The 18,170-nt window shown below is 40.4% G+C and carries 17 protein-coding genes; 10 read left to right on the forward strand and 7 right to left on the reverse strand.

Features of this window, described 5'->3' with window-relative positions:
- Nucleotides 1-16: 16 nt before the first annotated feature.
- Complete coding sequence (locus tag H5079_RS05640; RefSeq protein WP_182683658.1) at nt 17-448, reverse strand: MarR family winged helix-turn-helix transcriptional regulator; 432 nt, start codon at nt 446-448, stop codon at nt 17-19.
- A gap of 166 nt (nt 449-614) precedes the next feature.
- Between H5079_RS05640 and hmgA the strand changes: the two genes are divergently transcribed.
- Nucleotides 615-1,916, forward strand: coding sequence for a homogentisate 1,2-dioxygenase (gene hmgA, locus H5079_RS05645; RefSeq protein WP_182683659.1), 1,302 nt, complete (start codon nt 615-617; stop codon nt 1,914-1,916).
- Between the two features lie 6 nt (nt 1,917-1,922).
- On the forward strand, nt 1,923-2,555 hold the full coding sequence (gene maiA, locus H5079_RS05650; protein ID WP_182683660.1) for a maleylacetoacetate isomerase: 633 nt from the start codon (nt 1,923-1,925) through the stop codon (nt 2,553-2,555).
- Between the two features lie 35 nt (nt 2,556-2,590).
- Here the strand turns inward: maiA and H5079_RS05655 are convergent, their stop codons facing one another.
- Nucleotides 2,591-2,824, reverse strand: a complete 234-nt coding sequence (locus H5079_RS05655; RefSeq protein ID WP_011329965.1) for a TIGR02647 family protein — start codon at nt 2,822-2,824, stop codon at nt 2,591-2,593.
- 294 nt (nt 2,825-3,118) lie between these two features.
- On the opposite strand from H5079_RS05655, the gene H5079_RS18420 reads away from it, so the two are divergent.
- Both H5079_RS18420 and H5079_RS05665 read left to right on the forward strand, forming a co-directional pair.
- A complete protein-coding gene (locus tag H5079_RS18420; RefSeq protein ID WP_310736333.1) occupies nt 3,119-3,331 on the forward strand; it encodes a DUF1496 domain-containing protein in 213 nt (70 codons plus the stop codon).
- Nucleotides 3,332-3,385: 54 nt separating this feature from the next.
- Entirely contained in the window at nt 3,386-3,694 is a 309-nt protein-coding gene (locus H5079_RS05665; protein WP_011329963.1) for a VF530 family DNA-binding protein, read from the forward strand.
- Between the two features lie 42 nt (nt 3,695-3,736).
- On the opposite strand, the gene H5079_RS05670 is transcribed toward H5079_RS05665, so the two are convergent.
- Entirely contained in the window at nt 3,737-5,365 is a 1,629-nt protein-coding gene (locus H5079_RS05670; RefSeq protein WP_011329962.1) for a diacylglycerol kinase family protein, read from the reverse strand.
- A gap of 354 nt (nt 5,366-5,719) precedes the next feature.
- Between H5079_RS05670 and H5079_RS05675 the strand changes: the two genes are divergently transcribed.
- From H5079_RS05675 to H5079_RS05700, 6 genes are all read left to right on the forward strand, one after another.
- Nucleotides 5,720-6,244, forward strand: a complete 525-nt coding sequence (locus H5079_RS05675; protein WP_011329961.1) for a sigma-70 family RNA polymerase sigma factor — start codon at nt 5,720-5,722, stop codon at nt 6,242-6,244.
- Nucleotides 6,241-6,924 (forward strand): anti-sigma factor domain-containing protein, encoded by a 684-nt coding sequence (locus tag H5079_RS05680; RefSeq protein ID WP_182683661.1) that lies wholly within the window; start codon nt 6,241-6,243, stop codon nt 6,922-6,924. Before H5079_RS05675 ends, H5079_RS05680 begins: the two co-directional genes overlap by 4 nt.
- 172 nt (nt 6,925-7,096) lie before the next feature.
- Entirely contained in the window at nt 7,097-8,689 is a 1,593-nt protein-coding gene (locus H5079_RS05685) for a DUF4331 domain-containing protein (RefSeq protein ID WP_182683662.1), read from the forward strand.
- A gap of 11 nt (nt 8,690-8,700) precedes the next feature.
- Nucleotides 8,701-9,207, forward strand: a complete 507-nt coding sequence (locus H5079_RS05690; protein WP_089369205.1) for an Ig-like domain-containing protein — start codon at nt 8,701-8,703, stop codon at nt 9,205-9,207.
- 59 nt (nt 9,208-9,266) lie between these two features.
- Nucleotides 9,267-10,292: a M48 family metallopeptidase gene (locus H5079_RS05695; RefSeq protein WP_089369204.1), complete on the forward strand. Its 1,026-nt coding sequence runs from the start codon at nt 9,267-9,269 to the stop codon at nt 10,290-10,292.
- Nucleotides 10,289-11,392, forward strand: a complete 1,104-nt coding sequence (locus tag H5079_RS05700) for a HupE/UreJ family protein (RefSeq protein WP_182683663.1) — start codon at nt 10,289-10,291, stop codon at nt 11,390-11,392. The genes H5079_RS05695 and H5079_RS05700 overlap by 4 nt, the downstream gene beginning before the upstream one ends.
- Nucleotides 11,393-11,451: 59 nt before the next feature.
- Here the strand turns inward: H5079_RS05700 and H5079_RS05705 are convergent, their stop codons facing one another.
- From H5079_RS05705 to H5079_RS05720, 4 genes are all read right to left on the reverse strand, one after another.
- Nucleotides 11,452-12,087 carry a TetR/AcrR family transcriptional regulator gene (locus H5079_RS05705; RefSeq protein ID WP_011329955.1) on the reverse strand — a complete coding sequence of 212 codons (636 nt, stop codon included), beginning with the start codon at nt 12,085-12,087 and terminating at the stop codon, nt 11,452-11,454.
- Between the two features lie 151 nt (nt 12,088-12,238).
- The gene (locus H5079_RS05710; RefSeq protein ID WP_182683664.1) at nt 12,239-13,651 is read right to left on the reverse strand and encodes an efflux transporter outer membrane subunit; all 1,413 of its coding nucleotides are present in this window, start codon (nt 13,649-13,651) and stop codon (nt 12,239-12,241) included.
- Nucleotides 13,651-16,782, reverse strand: a complete 3,132-nt coding sequence (locus tag H5079_RS05715) for an efflux RND transporter permease subunit (RefSeq protein ID WP_182683665.1) — start codon at nt 16,780-16,782, stop codon at nt 13,651-13,653. The genes H5079_RS05710 and H5079_RS05715 overlap by 1 nt, the downstream gene beginning before the upstream one ends.
- Before the next feature lie 12 nt (nt 16,783-16,794).
- On the reverse strand, nt 16,795-17,958 hold the full coding sequence (locus H5079_RS05720; RefSeq protein WP_179807154.1) for an efflux RND transporter periplasmic adaptor subunit: 1,164 nt from the start codon (nt 17,956-17,958) through the stop codon (nt 16,795-16,797).
- Nucleotides 17,959-18,170 lie beyond the last annotated feature (212 nt).

An 18,170-nucleotide genomic window follows, 5' to 3' on the forward strand; every position in this document is an offset into this window, starting at 1 on the left:
TAATGATGGGCTTTTTTTATGGCTGTAACTGATGTTTTAATTTATCAAAAATGCTCATTATTTGCTGGCGCTCATCGTCACTGAGTGTATTTAGGAGCTGCGCTTCCCATGCAAGTGCCTCAGGGGTGATTTTTTTATACAGAGTCTCGCCTTCATCAGATAGCATTAAAAATGCAGCACGTTTATCTTGCTCATTCACTTTGCTGCAAATAAAACCTTTAGTTATCAATGCTTTTACCGCTCTTGATACCGTTGATTTATCCATATCAGCTTGCGTGCATAATTGTTTAGCTGTGCTTTGCCCATATTGCGCTAAGTTAGCGAGTATGCGCCACTGCGGAATATTTAAGCCAAATTCACGTTTATACACTTTGGCAAAATCGTTACTCACAAGCGTAGCTATATTGGTTAATTGATAAGGTAAAAACGTATCTAAATTGATCTTCATCGTTGTAGCACCACTCGTTGGGCCTGCGTTTTAATTCAACTGGAAATGACTGTTCATTATTATTTACAGTGAATTAACTTACGCAATTTGAAATTAGTCTCACTTGAGAGTATCTTAACTTAAATAATAACAAGATTAAACTACCCCACTCTCACAGGAGTTGCTAATGGCTACCGAATTAAAATACATGACTGGTTTTGGTAATGAGTTTGAAACCGAAGCTTTGCCTGGTGCATTGCCTATCGGACAATTTAGTCCGCAAAAAGTAAAGTACGATTTATATGCAGAGCAATTTAGTACAACCGCGTTTACTGCGCCGCGTGCACAAAACCGTCGTAGTTGGCTGTACCGTATTCGTCCCTCTGTTATTCAAGGCGATTATATCGCAATGGATAATGGCTTAATTCGCACTGCGCCTATTACCGAAGTAGTAACTCCACCAACTATGCTGCGCTGGAACCCTATCGATATCCCAGAGCAACCAACTGATTTTATTGATGGCTTAATTACTATGGCCGCTAATGGTAGTGCAAATGGCCAAACCGGTATTGGTATTCATGTTTATGTTGCTAATAAATCGATGGACGGACGTTATTTTTATAATGCCGATGGCGAAATGTTGTTTGTACCGCAGCAAGGTGAATTATTGCTCAAAACTGAGTGTGGTAATTTAACCATAAAAGCGGGCGAAATAGCGGTTATTCCCCGTGGTATAAAGTTTCAGGTACAACTATTAACAGCGACTGCGCGCGGTTATATTTGTGAAAACTATGGCCATCAGTATGAATTAGCTGAGCGTGGCCCGGTCGGCTCTAACGGTTTTGCCAACGATCGTGACTTTCAATACCCAGTTGCTGCTTTTGAAGATATAGAAGGTAAGTTTGAATTAGTGGCTAAATTTAACGGCAACATGTTTCGTTGTGATATCGGCCACTCGCCTCTAGATGTAGTTGCGTGGACCGGTAACAGTGCGCCGTATAAATATGACTTAGCACGTTTTAATGTAATGAATACAGTGAGCTTTGATCACCCAGATCCTTCTATTTTTACCGTACTTACATCGCCATCAGGTACTGAAGGCGTGGCTAATATTGATTTTGCTATTTTTCCTCCACGCTGGATGGTGGCCGAAAACACCTTTCGCCCTCCTTACTTTCATCGCAATATAATGAGTGAATTTATGGGCTTAATAGAAGGCGTTTACGATGCTAAAGAGCATGGCTTTGTTCCTGGGGGTATGAGTCTACACAATTGTATGTCGCCACATGGACCTGAAGCCGACGTGTTCGACAAAGCCTCTAATGCCCAGCTTGAGCCACAACGTTATGATAATACGCTGGCATTTATGTTTGAATCACGTTATATCATATCCCCAACTAAATACGCTCTTGAGGGCAAAGAGCGCCAAACTAACTACACTGATTGCTGGCGCACAATTAAAAAGCAATTTACTGGATCACAAGGATAATAAACCATGAAACTTTATAGTTATTTTCGCTCATCTGCCGCATACCGGGTGCGTATTGCGCTTAACTTAAAAAACATTGATCACGAATTGGTTGGTGTTAATTTACTAAAGTCTGAACAATTAGGTGCAGCCTACTTAGATAAAAATCCACAAGGTTTACTCCCAGCACTTGAAACAGCTGACGGTGTGCTTGGGCAATCTCTGGCTATTTTAGAGTATCTTGAAGAAAGCCATCCAAACACAACGCCATTATTATTTGGTAACGCGTGGCAAAAAGCACAAATCCGTAATTTAAGTTACGCCATAGCCTGCGACATTCATCCGTTAGATAATTTACGCGTACTCAAGTATTTAAGTAACGAACTAGGGGTAGACGATGAGGCTAAAAACACTTGGTATCGCCACTGGGTAGAAGTAGGGTTTGAAAAAGTAGAGCATCTACTTGATCGTAATAACGCTTTTTGTGTGGGTGAGCAACCAAGCCTTGCCGATGTGTGCTTAGTACCGCAGGTATTTAATGCTATTCGTTTTAATGTAAATATGGCCGCATATCCTAAAATAGCAGCCATTTATGAGCGTTGTAATAAGCTCGATGCATTTATTGATGCCGCACCACAAAATCAACCTGATGCAACCTAGTCTAAATAATTAGCCTAGGTAATTAACCCAGAAAATTAGCCTTGTAAGGCACTGTGCACCACAGTTACATGGTCAATTAATTCTAAGCCCAGATCAGTTAAATAACCGCCATCTGGGCTATCTATAATTCCTTTATCAAATAAACGTTGTGCGGCGCTTAACAAGCTAGGCTCTGCGTCTGAATGAAGTTTAATTCCCTGCATTTTACTTTCACGCGGAAATTTAGCTAATAGTGTAAATTCATCGATCATTGTTTGGTTAAATTGCATATATTTTCACCTATTTATTGTTCTGTGTTTTACTAAATATAAATATACCCAAGTCAAGAAAGCGCCTTTTCTATAAGCAGCAGTCTAATGTTAAGGTGCTATAAAATACCCAATTACGCATTTTTATGGTGTTTGTGTATACCTTACCCTAGCATGTTTTTTAGCTTAGTGTATTATTTTTAAACCTGCGACAATTTGAGACTAAAATGCGCCATTTATTAATCTTATGTTTTTATATTAGCTGCTTAAGCTATTCGCTACTCAGCCATGCTAATACAATAAACCCACTCTGTTATCGATGCTAATCAGTTTGTAAATACCGACACAAGTTGTTGGTACGACAATAAACGCTACAGCGAAGGAGCGTTAATACAAATACACTCATTTACGCTTATTTGCGGAGCTAAATTTGTACAACATAACAACAGTCAACTAATTTGGCTTAAACTCGACAAACAAGGCAATGCTATTTACCCTACTAAGCCCGCTACAATTACAGTGAATTAGCCTCTACGAGTGAATTAAGTTACACTATGCGCAGTTTAAATAAGTAGTGTAGCTATGGATAATCAACCTAAAAACCCTTTACATGGGGTAACGTTAGAACAAATACTTGTTGAGTTAGAGCAACGACTTGGCTGGAGAACTTTGGGTGAACAGGTTAAAATTAAATGCTTTACTGATGCACCAAGCATTAAATCGAGCTTAAAATTTTTGCGTAAAACCCCATGGGCACGAGATAAAGTAGAAGCACTTTATATTCATACCATAAATAACAAGCCAATTCGTAGACCCAAAAGTGCACCAAGGCCCACTTCCGATAGAGCACCTGATACATCGGGCTTTGTTTGGCCTTCGATCAAAAAATAAATAATAAAACGGCGTGTAATAACGCCGTTTTATAGCCGTGTATTATTTATCTAGCTGTTCTTTGCAAATAACGTTTAATGATCCAGGTGAAATTGTAATAACTAATTTGTTAGAAGTTTTCACCTCTCCATCTACTACGTATTTAATCTCTTGCTCTGCACTTACTTCCACTCTTTTAGCATTTGTATGATGCGAATTAATAGCTAAATGTGTTTGTGTAATGCTGCTAAACATAAGCTCGGCAATACTCAGTACTGTAGTGCCATTTTCTTTATTGGGTATTAACCAATTCACATCAAGAAGCCCGTCACTATGATCGGGCTGCCCGCCACCTTGAGCTAGCAAAGTAGTAAAGGGTGCGGCATTAGCAACAATAAAACTATTGGTACTTACTTGCGTTGGTTCGTTATCATCAAGCTTTATTGTTAATACTTGTGCTTTTTGTTCACCAAAAGCTTGTAAAAAACCATTTAAATAGGCCAGTTGCCCAGATTTGTTTTTAGCTTCACGGTCGGCTTTTTCAATCATGGAGTGTTCAAAGCCAATTCCTGCCAGTAGTAACATTAGCTCGTCGTTACAATAAGCTGTGTCGATTAAACTTGTTTGCCCATCAATAATTAAATCACAGGCTTGTTCAACAGGAATAAATTTTGATTTTATGCCCATTAACACATGCGCTAATGCGTTAGCCGTGCCTAGCGGAATAATACCCAACCTGCATTTAGTGTGCACTAATACACTGGCCACTTCTGTCACTGTGCCGTCACCACCACAAGCAATAATAATATCTGGCTGCTCTTTTATTGCCTGTTTAGCAAGCGCTACGCCGTTAACTTCTTTTGAGGTTGTTAATACGGTTAAGTCGTAATAAGCCGATAAACTAGCAATAATTAGGTGTTGTTTGTCTTGCCACATTTTTGTGCCCGACACTGGATTTGCAATCAAAAATGCTTTGTTTTTAATTACTAACTCACCTTTTTTATGGCGCTTAGCTAAGTGATGTAATTGGCGTTTATTAAGATTAGCTGTCTCGCGAGTTTCTTTTATTTGTGCCAGTATTTGATGCACATCGGCATCTTTATTTTGGCTAAGCAAGTAGGCCGCCATTACAAACACAGAGCGCCCGCGCCCTAAAGCACAATGCACCACCACACGGCGATCTTTTTGTACATGATGATGGATCCAATTAATTGCTTGGTTTAACTGCGAATGCGTAGGAACGCTATGATCGAGTACCGGAATGTTTAAATAATTAATGTTTTCTTGCGTAGAGCTCCACTCTAAACCGTCAAACTCGCACGTTACATCAAGTATTGCGGTAATACCGTTTTCTTTTAGCGTATCTATGTCAGAGGGAAATAATCGACATGCCAAAAACAAATGTTCATTAATCTTTTGAATAGGCGGCACTTTATCGTGCTTACGAGCCCACGCATTGTATAATTGTGCGCCAAATAAAAAAGGAATAAACGCCCAGCGAATATAAAAAGGGATAACGCCGTTTTCTCGTTTTCTAAACACTTTTGCTATATCGAATATATAAGCGCCCCCCACTAAAAGTAGTGACAATGCACTCCAATAAAATACAATCGAAAAGTAAATTGAGTTAACTTCCCAGCCAATAAATATGAGTATAAATGCCAATAGTAAGTAACTAATTGCAGCCCACATATGTTCTCCTTTTATAATATATGCTCGTTGTTGTTATATTTATTAATCATGCCTTGATATTGTAAGAGCAAATTTCACGCCAGCATTCACTTATTCCTCGTTAGTTATATTATTGATAATTAACATTTTAACTTTTATTTATTAAGCCTTTTTTTAGCCCACTTATAAACCGTAGCTATTTTTACACTATAGTAGGTCAATTGTTCACACTGGTATAAAGTAACAGCAATACTCTTTGTTTACTTGTATTGAGCTGTATTACAGCTAATCTATAAGCACATCTAAGCATGTTTTTGCATCCACAAACAACTCTCACACGTTTATTTAACTAATAATAAAAATATTAAGGTAATCATGGAAAACGACGATTTACTCCCCCTTTTGTGTTCAACCGCTCAAGGCGATAAACACGCATTCGCTAATCTTTATCAGCAAACCAGCGGAAAATTATTTGCTATAACTTTAAATATGTTAACAAACAGAGCGCATGCGGAAGAAGTATTGCAAGAAGCTTTTATTAAAATTTGGCATAACGCATCTGAGTATAATTCATCTAAGGGAACGGTTATTAGCTGGATGATCAGCATTGTTAGATACCGAAGCCTTGATGCGCTGCGCTACAACAAAGTGCGCAAGGAGCAATCACTAGGCGACGACGATATAAACGAGCACGATATTGAGGTAAGTTATGCCGAAAACACCAAACTCGTAAGCTGTATAGAGCAATTAGAGCCACAGCAAAAACAAGCGATTCACTTGGCCTATTACAAAGGCTTAAGCCACAGTGAATTAGTTGAACATATCGACACGCCTTTAGGTACGGTAAAAAGTTGGATCCGCCGTGGACTAGTTCAGCTACAAAGGTGTTTAACCCTATGAATTATAATAAACCCGAGGTATTAAATGCACTTGCAGGGCAATATGTACTTGGTACGCTATCAAGCTCAACCCGTAAGCGTTTTCAGCGATTACTCCTCAACTCCAGCAAAGCACGTGAGGCCACAACAATGTGGGAGCAAAATTTAAATAATTTAGCCAGCGCTATTACGCCACTAGCACCAAGTGACGACTTATGGCCAAAAATATTACAACAAATTGAAAACCAGCCCCAACCAACGAAAACAATAATTCGTACACAACCTTCAATTTGGCGCACTTGGTCGCTTGTTGCTACAGCAGCTTCAATTGTATTAGCCTTTTTAGTAATGCAACCGGCCACTAATGTTAGCAATATTCAGCAAATTGCATTAGTGCAAAATAAAGCGCAGCAACCGTTATGGTTTATTGATGTTAATGAGCAGGCTTTATCAATTAAGGCAAGTAGTCAGCTTGTGGCTAAAACAGATAAAGACTATGAGCTGTGGATGATACTAAAAGACCAAGACGCACCAATATCGCTGGGCTTACTCCCTAAAACAGGTAGCAAAACGCTAGCTAAAAACAGCCTTTTTAAAGCCAGTAATGTTGCTCTATTGGCTGTAAGTTTAGAACCTATTGGCGGCTCGCCAAACGGCGAGCCAAGCGAAGTACTCTATACTACTGAATTAGTACTTTTATAAATTACTAAAAACAGCTCTTTTATCTTTTCTCAGTAATAAGGTATTAGAGCTAAAAATAGCAATGATTAACAAATAAAGCACATTAATTAAAAATAAATTAACTTCCCTGCGTCCAATTTAAACCCTGCCTCGTATTACTAATGACTTCAATCAAAAACTAAAGGACAAAGTCATGAAAGCTTTTACTCCATCAATACTCGCAGTTGTTATATGTGCTACTTTTGTAAGTGCACCAAGTGAAGCATCAAGCCACAGAGAAGCGCCTAATATTAGTCGCTTTCCAACATTAGACTCTACCGACTTTTATGTTTTTAATAGTTATGAGCAAGGTCGTGGTGACTTTGTTACCTTGATTGCTAATTACATTCCATTGCAAGATGCCTACGGTGGTCCTAATTACTTTGCCATGGATCCTGATGCTACTTACAGCATTCACATTGATAACGATGGTGACGCTGTTGAAGATATTACTTTTGCGTTTAACTTTAAAAGTATGTTGCCTAATAATAATCAAGGTGTGCAATTAACCGTAGGCCCTGAGGGCAATCAGCGTACTGTATCTGTACCACTAAAAAATGTCGGCGGTATTACGGCAGGTAATGATAGTGCTGCTAACTTTAGTGAATCTTACACCGTAAGAATGATCAGCGGCCCGCAAAAAACAGGCACTAGCGTACAGCTTAGTAACACTACTACTAGCTCAACTACTTTTAATAAACCGCTTGATTATGTAGGTAATAAAACCTTTACCTCAAAGCAAGATTACCAAATGTATGCCGACCAATTTATGTATCAAGTCGCTATTGCGAACTGTGATGGCATGGCTAAAGTGTTCGTTGGTCAACGTAAAGACCCTTTTGTAGTTAACCTAGGCAAAACCTTTGATTTAGTAAACTACGTACCCGTTGAAGGCGACAGTGCTGCGGGTGCTGGTGATGGCTCGGGCTTTCCTGGTGGCATAATACAATCGGCAGATAACGATGATTTAGCTGATAAAAACATTACCTCTATAGCAATTGAAGTACCTAAAAGCTGTGTGGTTGGCTCAGGTAATGGCGTAATTGGTTCGTGGACAACAGCAAGCTTACCGCAAGCGCGTATTTTAAATCCTAATGCTAAGTTTGCAAATAACGCAGTTAACGGCGGCGCATTAACGCAAGTTTCGCGTTTAGGTAACCCACTGGTTAATGAACTAGTAATTGGTATTAAAGATAAAGACACCTTCTCTACTGCGCATCCTAAAGATGATGGCCAATTTTTAGATTATGTGTCGCATCCTTCACTGCCTGAACTATTAAATATTTTATTTAAAGATGCGGTTAATACCACCCTAGGGACAAATTTTGCAACGCTTGCACCTACAAACTTTCCACGTAATGACCTTATAACCGCATTTTTAACTGGTTTTGCCGGTGTTAACCAGCAAACAACAGTAACGCCATCAGAAATGCTGCGTTTAAACACTAAAATTGCAGCAACAGCACAAGCTGAACAATCAACATTTGGGGTAGCAGGTAATGATTTAGCCGGATTTCCAAATGGCCGTCGCCCAGGTGATGACGTTGTTGATATAGCACTAAGAGTTGTTATGGGTCGTTTATGTCATCCTATCCCGGTAGCAGGCGTAGACACTGATTTAGGGCTTTGTAAACCAGAGGATGCTGAAGTAGGTACTGTGCAATTTACCGATGGTGCACCTGTAAATGCCACTATGATGGATGCAAGCTTTCCCTACCTTACTACCCCACTTGCGGGTTCTAAATAAGGAGTAAAACAATGCGTAATTTAAAATATACACAGGCATATTTGCTTATAAGTGTTTTAGCAATGAGCGGCTGTGGTAGCGATAATGACAACGAGCCAACAGTGGCTGTTAATGTTGCTCCCACAGCAAGCGATGCCATGGTTACCACGCAAACTGAGGTGGCTATTAACGACATGCTTGACGCAGCAGATGCCGATGGCGACACACTTGCCTATAGCATAACAACACAGCCCACACTCGGCAGCGTAGTTGTAAATACCGATGGCACATACACCTACACGCCCAATAAAGAACAAACAGGGTCAGATAGCTTTATGTTTGGTGTGTCTGATGGGGTTAACAACCAAGTAACAGCAACGATAAGTATTACTATTGAAGCGTTGCAAGTCGACTTTGCTCAGTTTGCAACCGATGCATTTAATCAACCTGCTAACGCTGAGCCACTGTCTATTAACGGCCGGGTATTTACCAACACCGAAACAGATGTCGGTGGCCTCCACCCTGCAACAGGTAATTAATCAGTAAGTCATAATCAAAGCTGACAGGCCACGGATGGCTTTTTCAAAAGGACTATAAAATGCAATTACCTTACACTAAATTAATTTTGCTACTTATGGGTATGTTATTTTCAAGCAATGTATTTGCCAGCGCTTTTACCCCCGCCGATAATGCAATTATTGCCCCTAGCAACTCAAATATAGTAGCTCAACTGTCTGTTGCTGAAATAAACGAACTAGTTATAAATAGCCAATATGCTGGGCAAACTGAACGTTTGCAAGGTGTGTTAAAAACACATTTAGCAACTTTGTATAACCAAAACCCCACTCCACTAATTGGTTATTTATATGCACGAGTACTACAAAAAGAGCACCGATTTGATGCTGCAATTAAAATTGCCACTGAAGTATTAGTTGCTGAGCCAAATCACAGTAATAGTCATTTATTACTGGCTAATATTTACATGACCAAAGGTGAATTTACTGCTGCCAAAGGGCATTGTACGGCATTAATTGGGCAAGTAAGCCTTATTACCGTAAGTACTTGCGTGTTAGATGTACAAAGCCAGCAAGAGCAACTAATACAAAGTTATAATGCATTAAAAAAGATTACCCATAATAAAAATATTAGCTTAGCCACTGCCCATGTACTAAGTGAAATGAGCTATCGATTAAATAATTACCAAACTGCGCTGAGCTACATTAGCCATGTCGATTTACAGTCTGCGCCGGTGAGCCTTATTGTACTGTGGGCCGATACTCAATTAGCACTTAATAACACGCAGCAAGTGCTCAATACTTTAGCTGGTTTGCTAACAGATAACAGTAATTTAGAAGATGCTATTCTACTCAGGTTGGCTATTGCTGAAAAAAATACTAATGCGGTTAGTACAAAGTGGCAAACAATGATGAAAAGCCGTGTGGCGCTGCGCGAACTGCGTCAAGATACCTTTCATGCCAGTGATCTAGCCCACTATTATATTGCAGTAGCGCCAAATAGTGATAAAGCTCTGTACTGGGCCAATATAAATTGGCAACAAGCTAAAATGAGCACCGATAAGCAATTATTAATACAAGCCAAAGCCATGCAGCGAGCAACACTATGAAAACATTTTGTGTATTTATTCTCCCTTTAGCAACGAGTTTAGTGGCCACTAATAGCTTTGCTCATCAGTTAAGTACCGGCTATATAACTTTAAATAATACCGCTGCTAGCCAAAATCAATATAGTGGTCAGTGGCAAGTAAATATAACCGATTTAGAGCAAGTCGTGGCGCTCGATATTAATAACGATAAACAAATAACCTGGGCTGAAATAAAAGCCAAACGCAGCTCTATTAATAGTTTTGTGTATGCTAATTTACAGCTAATTCAGCAACAACAGGCATGCACGCTCTCTACCCAAGGGGCGTATCAATTAGATAGTCACTTTAATCAACCCTATTTAGTAATACCGCTGCTGTTTAGCTGCGCTGATCAAACTGAAACTAGCTTACATTACAGCGCCTTTTTTAATACCGATGGTAACCACAAAGCCATTGTAAATATTAATAATTTATCGCGAGTGTTTAGCGCAGCTAACGCAAAACAAACATTTAATTTTAGCCAATCAAGCTACTTAAGCACCTTTAATCAATATGTATATCAAGGAATATTGCATATTTGGATTGGTATTGATCATATTTTATTTTTAATCGCCTTATTACTTACCTGCGTACTTACCCGCACCGAAAAACAATGGCAAGGTATTAGCTCAAAAAAACAAATTATTAAACACACCGCGTGGATAGTTACCGCCTTTACCCTAGCCCATTCAATTACGCTTACTGCAACCGCTATGAATTTAGTATCGCCAAATAGCCGCTGGGTAGAGCTAGGTATTGCCCTATCAGTACTTTTTGCTGCACTTAATAATGTATGGCCACTGGTATTACGTTTAGGTTGGGTAACATTTGCCTTTGGTTTATTGCACGGCATGGGGTTTGCCAGTGTATTGGGTGAGTTGGGGTTGTCGAGCGATTATCAGCTATTGAGTATTGTAGCATTTAACTTAGGGGTAGAAATTGGTCAGCTCAGTATTTTACTCATAGCATTGCCGGTGTTAATCAGCATAAGAGGCTATCAGTGGTATAAAAAATGGTTAATGCCGGTGGGTTCATTTGCTATAGCACTGATTGCATTACAATGGTCAGTCGAGCGGTTTTAACCTGTAACCGCCCTAATACCAATTTTGAGTACTTTTTATAGTACTTTTTACAGTACTTTTTACAGTACTTCGTCATGCACTTCAAAAGGCATGAGTAGCGTTTTCATCGCTGGGCGAAGTGCTATTAATACTGTTTCTTCGGTGAGTTCTGGGTAGAGCATTTTTCGAAGAAATAAGCCCGCCATCATCGAAAAAATAACATTAATACGGCTATCGAGTTCTTGCTCTGAGTGTGATTTTAACAAGCTTCTATCGCTAATTAATAACTGTCTCATTCTATCGCGCGCTTGGGTATCAGCCTCGTGTAGTAACGTAGCCACTTTATTGTTTCTGGCCGCTTCTGCCATCATGTCTAAATCGATTACACACGCCCCGGTATCCATATGCCTTTGCACTCCTTTGTGCAAACTGCCTAAAAGTATTGTGAGGATATCGCCAGGCTGCTCTTCAAATTCTTGAAATATAGAAAACATTTCTTGCATATCTTGCTCAATAATACTCTCTATTATTGCTTCTTTACTTTCAAAGTAGTTATAGATATGGCCGGCACTCATACCCGCAGTTCTTGCAATTTCAGCCATGCCTGCCCCATGATAGCCTTTGCGACGAAAGCAGTCTGCTGCAGCATCTAGTACTTGTGTGCGCCGTGCTTCGACTAATGCAGGATCTGCATGTCTTTTACTTTTATGGGTCACTTACAACTCCACTATTTAACCTGTCTATTATAAAAACCAATTGCATCTAAATATTTAGTTACAGCAAATAAAGCGCTGTTAAATTAGAAGTATTATAAATTTAACATTCTAGTGATGGCCTATAGCAAAAGCTATAGACCATATAGACTACTTAATCTTGCACCGCTGGTGAGGTAACTTGCCAACCGCCGCCAACTGCTTTGTATAAGTTAATTTTACTGGCAAGTAATGCTTGCTTACCCGTAATTAACTGCTGTTGGGCACTGTACCAAGTTCTTTGCGAATCAAGAACTTGCAAGTAACTGTCGGCACCTTTGTCGTAACGCGCTTGCGAAATATCAAAGGTTGCTTGACGGCTTTGCACTAACTGCTCAAGTGCGCTTAGCTGGGCGTTATAACCTTCTCTATCTGCAAGTACGTCAGCAACTTCACGAAACGCTTGCTGAATTTTTTGCTGATAGGTGGTAAGCGCTATTTGTTGCGCCGCTTTAGCAACATCTAAATTAGCTTGGTTACGGCCCATATTAAAAATAGGCAAATTAATAGTAGGTACAAAACTCCACGTACCCGAGCCACCATCAAATAAACCACTTAAGTCGCTTGATGCAGTACCCGCATTAGCGGTTAAACTAATACTTGGGTAAAACGCAGCACGCGCAATACCAATATTTGCATTAGCCGCTAACAACTGATGCTCAGCCGCTTTAATATCAGGGCGTTGCGTGAGTAAATCAGACGGTAAACCAACTGGTACTTCTGGTAAGTCGAGTAAATGATTAAGTGACGCATTTGGCAGAAAATCACTGGCAACGCTATTACCTACTAGTAAATCAAGCGCATTTTTATCGCGTTTTAATAAACGCTTATACTTTGCTATATCAACTTTAGCTGTAGCAACCGTACTTTTAAGTTGCTCTAGGGTAATTGCTGATGCAGCACCTAAATCAAAACTTTGTTGAGTAAGTGATAACGACGACTGTTGCGACGTTAGGGTTTCCTCGGCCAGTGCTAATAACTGCTGGTCGGTTGCATAGTTAAGCCAGGCATTAGCAAGCTCAGCAATAAGCGACACTTGCATACTGTATTGGCTCAGCTGCGTAGAGTATAAGGTTTGCAGTGCTTGCGCTGACTGATTGCGCACCTTGCCCCATATATCAAGCTCATACGAGGTAATACCTACGGTAGCACTGTACTGCGAATTAATACGCGGCTCACCAGTACTCGATAAATCACCCGGCAAGCGCTGACGCGATCCAGAGCCATTTATATCAAGCGATGGAAATAATGCCGAGTCTTCTATTTGATATAAGCCACGCACGCGCTGCACATTTAATGCAGCAATTTGTAAGTCTTTATTATGCTCAAGGCTCTGTGCAATTAACGCTTGCAGTTTTTCATCATTAAAAAACTGCTGCCAATTTAGCTGCGTAGCTTGCGCTTGCTCTGCACCCGATGCATACGCATCAGGCACAGGTAAAGCTATTTCTTGTTGCTCTGGGGCAAGTTGGCACCCCGTTAATACAGCTAAAGTAAGTGCGTTTAAACCTAATGTTTTTAAGTTCATTATTCGCTCTCCTTCGTTGCTACTGCCGATTTACTTGAGAATGTTTTACGTACTAAAACAAAAAACAAAGGCACAAATAACACCACTAAGGTAGAGGCAGCTAATGTACCACCAATAATAGAGATACCCAGCGCATTTTGTGCACCCGACCCTGCGCTCGACGCAATAGCCAAAGGTACAACACCACAAATAAAGGCCAGCGAGGTCATTAATACTGGGCGTAAACGCAGTTTAACAGCAGCTATTGCAGCATCCACTAAGCTCAGGCCTTCTTCCATTTTATGAATAGCAAATTCAACTATTAATATCGCGTTTTTAGAAGCCAAACCTATGGTGGTTAACAAGCCTACTTGTAAGTAAATATCGTTTGATAAGTTACCAATTAATGCCGCCATAATCGCACCAAATATACCCAGTGGCACAATAATCATTACAGCAAATGGTACTGACCAACTTTCGTATAACGCAGCTAAACATAAAAATACAAACAACAGCGACAAGCCATACAGTAAAGGCGCTTGCCCACCACTTGAGCGTTCTTGATAAGATATACCCGACCACTCAGAGGCAATACCGTTTGGCAATTGCTTAACTAAACGCTCCATTTCATCCATAGCCTGCCCTGTACTATAGCCAGGTGCTGCACTACCTTGAATTTCCATCGCAGAAAAACCATTGTAGCGCTCTAAGCGTGGTGAGCCGTAAGACCAGTGCGAACTAGCAAATGCTGCAAACGGCACCATATCGCCATTATTATTACGCACGTACCACTTATTTAAGTCCTCTGGCACCATGCGCGAATCAGCTTCGCCTTGCATGTATACTTTTTTCACGCGGCCGCGGTCAATAAAGTCATTAACATAGCGGCTACCCCATGCGGTAGACAAAGTACTATTTATATCGGTTTGAGTAACGCCCAATGCTTCCGCTTTTGCAAGGTCAATATCAAGTTGCAGCTCTGGCATGTCTTCTTGGCCATTTGGACGCACACCCGCTAAAACAGGGCTTTTACTTGCCATACCCAATAGCATATTACGTGCATTTAATAGCTCGTCATGGCCTAAGCCTACGCGGTCTTGTAAAAACATATTAAAGCCATTAGCTGTACCAAGCTCTACAATTGCCGGTGGTGGGAAAGCAAATACAAACGCTTCTTTTATGGTTGAAAAATACCCCATCCCTTTACCTGCTACTGCATTTACCGATAAGTCGTCACGCTGGCGCTCATCCCAATGCTTTAAGCTCACAAAACCAATTGCTGAGTTTTGCCCAGAACCGGCAAAACTAAAGCCTGTTACCGTAAAGATAGAACTTACCGCTTCGGCTTGATCATTCAAATAATGGTTTTCTACTTTTTCCACTACACCTAACGTTTGCTCAATGGTAGAGCCTGCAGGCAACATTACTTGGTTAAATAATATACCTTGGTCTTCGTCTGGTAAAAAAGCAGTTGGTAAGCTTGAAAACACGTATACCATACCACCCACAAGCACACCATAAATAAGTAAGTAGCGCTTTGATTGGCTGATCATACGCCCAACAATACCTTGTGCACCGCGGTTTGTTTTATCAAAGCCACGGTTAAAGCCAGAGAAAAAACGTCCAATAAATGATGTTTTATCGTGTACATGGCTTGGCTTAAGTAAGGTTGCACATAATGCAGGCGTTAAAATAAGCGCCACTAATACCGACAAGCCCATTGCCGACACAATAGTAATAGAGAACTGACGGTAAATAACACCGGTAGAGCCACTAAAAAACGCCATCGGAATAAATACTGCCGACAGCACCATAGCAATACCTACCAATGCGCCTTTAATTTCGTCCATTGATTTACGTGTTGCATCTAATGCCGAGAGTTTTTCTTCAGTCATTAAACGCTCTACGTTTTCTACTACAACAATCGCATCATCAACCAACAGGCCAATGGCAAGTACCATAGCAAACATAGTTAACGTATTGATTGAATAACCAAAGGTATACAAAATTGCAAACGTACCCAGTAGTACAACAGGTACTGCAATAGTAGGAATTAACGTTGCACGAAAGTTTTGTAAAAACAAATACATTACAACAAACACAAGTATCACAGCTTCAATTAACGTGTGTACTACTTTTTCTATCGACAAAGATACAAATGGTGTGGTGTCGTAAGGAATAACAACATCTAAACCTTCAGGAAAAAACGGTTTTAAGTCCTCTAATGCTTTTTTAACGCCCTCTGCGGTATCTAGTGCGTTAGCACCACTGGCAAGCTTTATACCAATACCCGCAGCCGGATCACCATTAAAACGTGCAACTACACCATAATTTTCACCGCCCAGTTCTACTCTAGCTACATCTTTTAGACGCACTACTGAGCCATCACTATTGGTTTTAACTAAAATGTTTTCAAACTGATCAGGTGTTTGCAAACGGCTTTGTGCCGTTATTGTCGCATTTAACTGCTGCCCTGCAATCGCAGGCATACCACCGAGTTGGCCGGCAGAAACCTGCGCATTTTGTGCAGTAATTGCCGCGCCAATATCGTTTGGCGTTAACTTAAAGTTTTGTAATTTTGCTGGATCTAACCAAATACGCATAGCGTACTGCGAGCCAAATAACTGCGCTTCACCTACACCATCAACACGAGAAACAATATCTTGCACGTTTGAGGCTACATAATCACCAATATCAATATTAGTCATGCTGCCATCTTTAGACACAAAACCTAATACTAATAAAAAGTTACGCGCCGCTTTGGCTACTACAACACCTTGGCGTTGTACTTCCTCTGGTAACAACGGCGTTGCGGTTGCTAATTTGTTTTGTACTTGAACCTGAGCAATATCAGGGTCTGTATCAGCATTAAACGTTAATGTAAGCGTTGCTGAGCCACTCGACTCTGACGTTGACGACATATATAACAAGCCGTCTAGCCCTTTCATTTTTTGCTCAATAACTTGCGTTACAGAGTCTTCTAAGGTTTGCGCTGATGCACCTGGGTAATTTGCAGTAATACTAATCGCAGGCGGTGCAATAGAAGGATACTGTGCAATAGGTAAACTTTTAACTGCTAAAATACCCGCTAACATAACAATAATAGCGAGTACCCAAGCAAATATCGGTTTATCGATAAAATATCGTGACATTTAAACTCTCCGTTATTGCGCTTGAGTGGCTAAAGGTGTTGCTTCAGTGACAATCACTGGCGCGCCAGGACGAATTTTTTGTAAGCCTTCAACAATTAACTTATCACCAGCAGATAAACCTTTAGTCACTAACCAGTTCGAACCTATTGTTCTATCAACCTCTAGTACTCGGCTCTCTACTGTATTATTTTCACTTACCACCATAGCCGTTGGCTGGCCTTTGGTATTACGCGTTACACCACGCTGCGGAACCAAAACAGCATTTTCTTGAACCCCTTCAACAATAGATGCACGGGCATACATACCCGGTAAAAGTAGTTTCTCAGGGTTAGAAAATTTAGCTCGCAATGTTACCGAACCCGTACTTGGATTAACCGTTACTTCTGAAAACTGTAAGGTGCCCTTATGCGGATAAACCGAACCGTCTTCCATATAAAGCTCAACCTCGGTTTGAATATCTGCATCAACACTTAACGAGCCCGACGACAACGCTTTTTTAAGCTTGGTTAACTCATTACTCGATTGTGTTAAATCAACATAAATTGGATCAAGCTGCGTTACTGTTGCCAATGCCATTGCTTGATTAGCACTTACCAAAGCACCAACAGTCACACTCGATTTACTAATTTGACCACCAATAGGCGATGCTACATGGCTGTAATCTAAATTAATTTGTGCAGCCTGTAATTGCGCTTTCGCAGTAAGTAACTCAGCCTTTGCCTGTTTAGCAGTTGCATCTGCTTCGTCAAAGTCTTGCTGACTTACAGCTTTAATTGCCAACAACTCTTTATAACGCGCAGCTTTTGATTTACTGCTGGCAATACTCGCCTCAGCGCGGGCTACAGCTGCTTCACTTGCTGCAAGCTCAGCTTCAAAAATGGCTGGATTTATTTGATATAGCGCTTGGCCTTTTTCTACTTGCGTACCTTCTGTAAACAAACGAGATTGCACAATACCGCTAACTTGAGGACGAATTTCTGCTATTTGATATGCACTTACACGCCCTGGTAATTCTTGTTTAAGTGTAAGTGTTTGGCTTTTTATCGTAACTACACCTACTGGAGTGCCTTGAGAAGCAGTAGCTTTAGGTTGCTCAGCAGCCTGATCACAACCAGTTAAAACGACAGAACCAACGAGGGCCGAAAATACCAATAGCGCGATGCGGGAACGCTGCATATTAAATTACCTTTTAACTTGAATTTAAACTTTAGAATGAACGTTCATTCTAAATTATTTGCATGCACTTTCCAATGCTAATTAAGAATTATTTTTAACTAGATTTAATGCTGTAAACATATGTAAATTTGGTTGACTAAAGCGACTATTTGCTAACAGTCAAAACTCCCCTAGGGCATTGGGTAAAGCCCAAATAGGGCTGAATTCAGCGT

It is taken from the genome of Pseudoalteromonas sp. SG44-5, from assembly GCF_014164175.1.
Taxonomy (GTDB): domain Bacteria; phylum Pseudomonadota; class Gammaproteobacteria; order Enterobacterales; family Alteromonadaceae; genus Pseudoalteromonas; species Pseudoalteromonas nigrifaciens.

Excerpts from the sequence above, each read along its gene's own strand:
- maiA (WP_182683660.1), top strand. The coding sequence starts at position 1,923 with ATGAAACTTTATAGTTATTTTCGCTCATCTGCCGCATACCGGGTGCGT.
- H5079_RS05695 (WP_089369204.1), top strand. The coding sequence starts at position 9,267 with ATGCAATTACCTTACACTAAATTAATTTTGCTACTTATGGGTATGTTA.
- H5079_RS05680 (WP_182683661.1), top strand. The coding sequence starts at position 6,241 with ATGAATTATAATAAACCCGAGGTATTAAATGCACTTGCAGGGCAATAT.
- H5079_RS05690 (WP_089369205.1), top strand. The coding sequence starts at position 8,701 with ATGCGTAATTTAAAATATACACAGGCATATTTGCTTATAAGTGTTTTA.
- H5079_RS05670 (WP_011329962.1), bottom strand. The coding sequence starts at position 5,365 with ATGTGGGCTGCAATTAGTTACTTACTATTGGCATTTATACTCATATTT.
- H5079_RS05640 (WP_182683658.1), bottom strand. The coding sequence starts at position 448 with ATGAAGATCAATTTAGATACGTTTTTACCTTATCAATTAACCAATATA.
- H5079_RS05700 (WP_182683663.1), top strand. The coding sequence starts at position 10,289 with ATGAAAACATTTTGTGTATTTATTCTCCCTTTAGCAACGAGTTTAGTG.
- H5079_RS05710 (WP_182683664.1), bottom strand. The coding sequence starts at position 13,651 with ATGAACTTAAAAACATTAGGTTTAAACGCACTTACTTTAGCTGTATTA.
- H5079_RS05715 (WP_182683665.1), bottom strand. The coding sequence starts at position 16,782 with ATGTCACGATATTTTATCGATAAACCGATATTTGCTTGGGTACTCGCT.
- H5079_RS05720 (WP_179807154.1), bottom strand. The coding sequence starts at position 17,958 with ATGCAGCGTTCCCGCATCGCGCTATTGGTATTTTCGGCCCTCGTTGGT.
- H5079_RS05685 (WP_182683662.1), top strand. The coding sequence starts at position 7,097 with ATGAAAGCTTTTACTCCATCAATACTCGCAGTTGTTATATGTGCTACT.
- H5079_RS05675 (WP_011329961.1), top strand. The coding sequence starts at position 5,720 with ATGGAAAACGACGATTTACTCCCCCTTTTGTGTTCAACCGCTCAAGGC.
- hmgA (WP_182683659.1), top strand. The coding sequence starts at position 615 with ATGGCTACCGAATTAAAATACATGACTGGTTTTGGTAATGAGTTTGAA.
- H5079_RS05655 (WP_011329965.1), bottom strand. The coding sequence starts at position 2,824 with ATGCAATTTAACCAAACAATGATCGATGAATTTACACTATTAGCTAAA.
- H5079_RS05665 (WP_011329963.1), top strand. The coding sequence starts at position 3,386 with ATGGATAATCAACCTAAAAACCCTTTACATGGGGTAACGTTAGAACAA.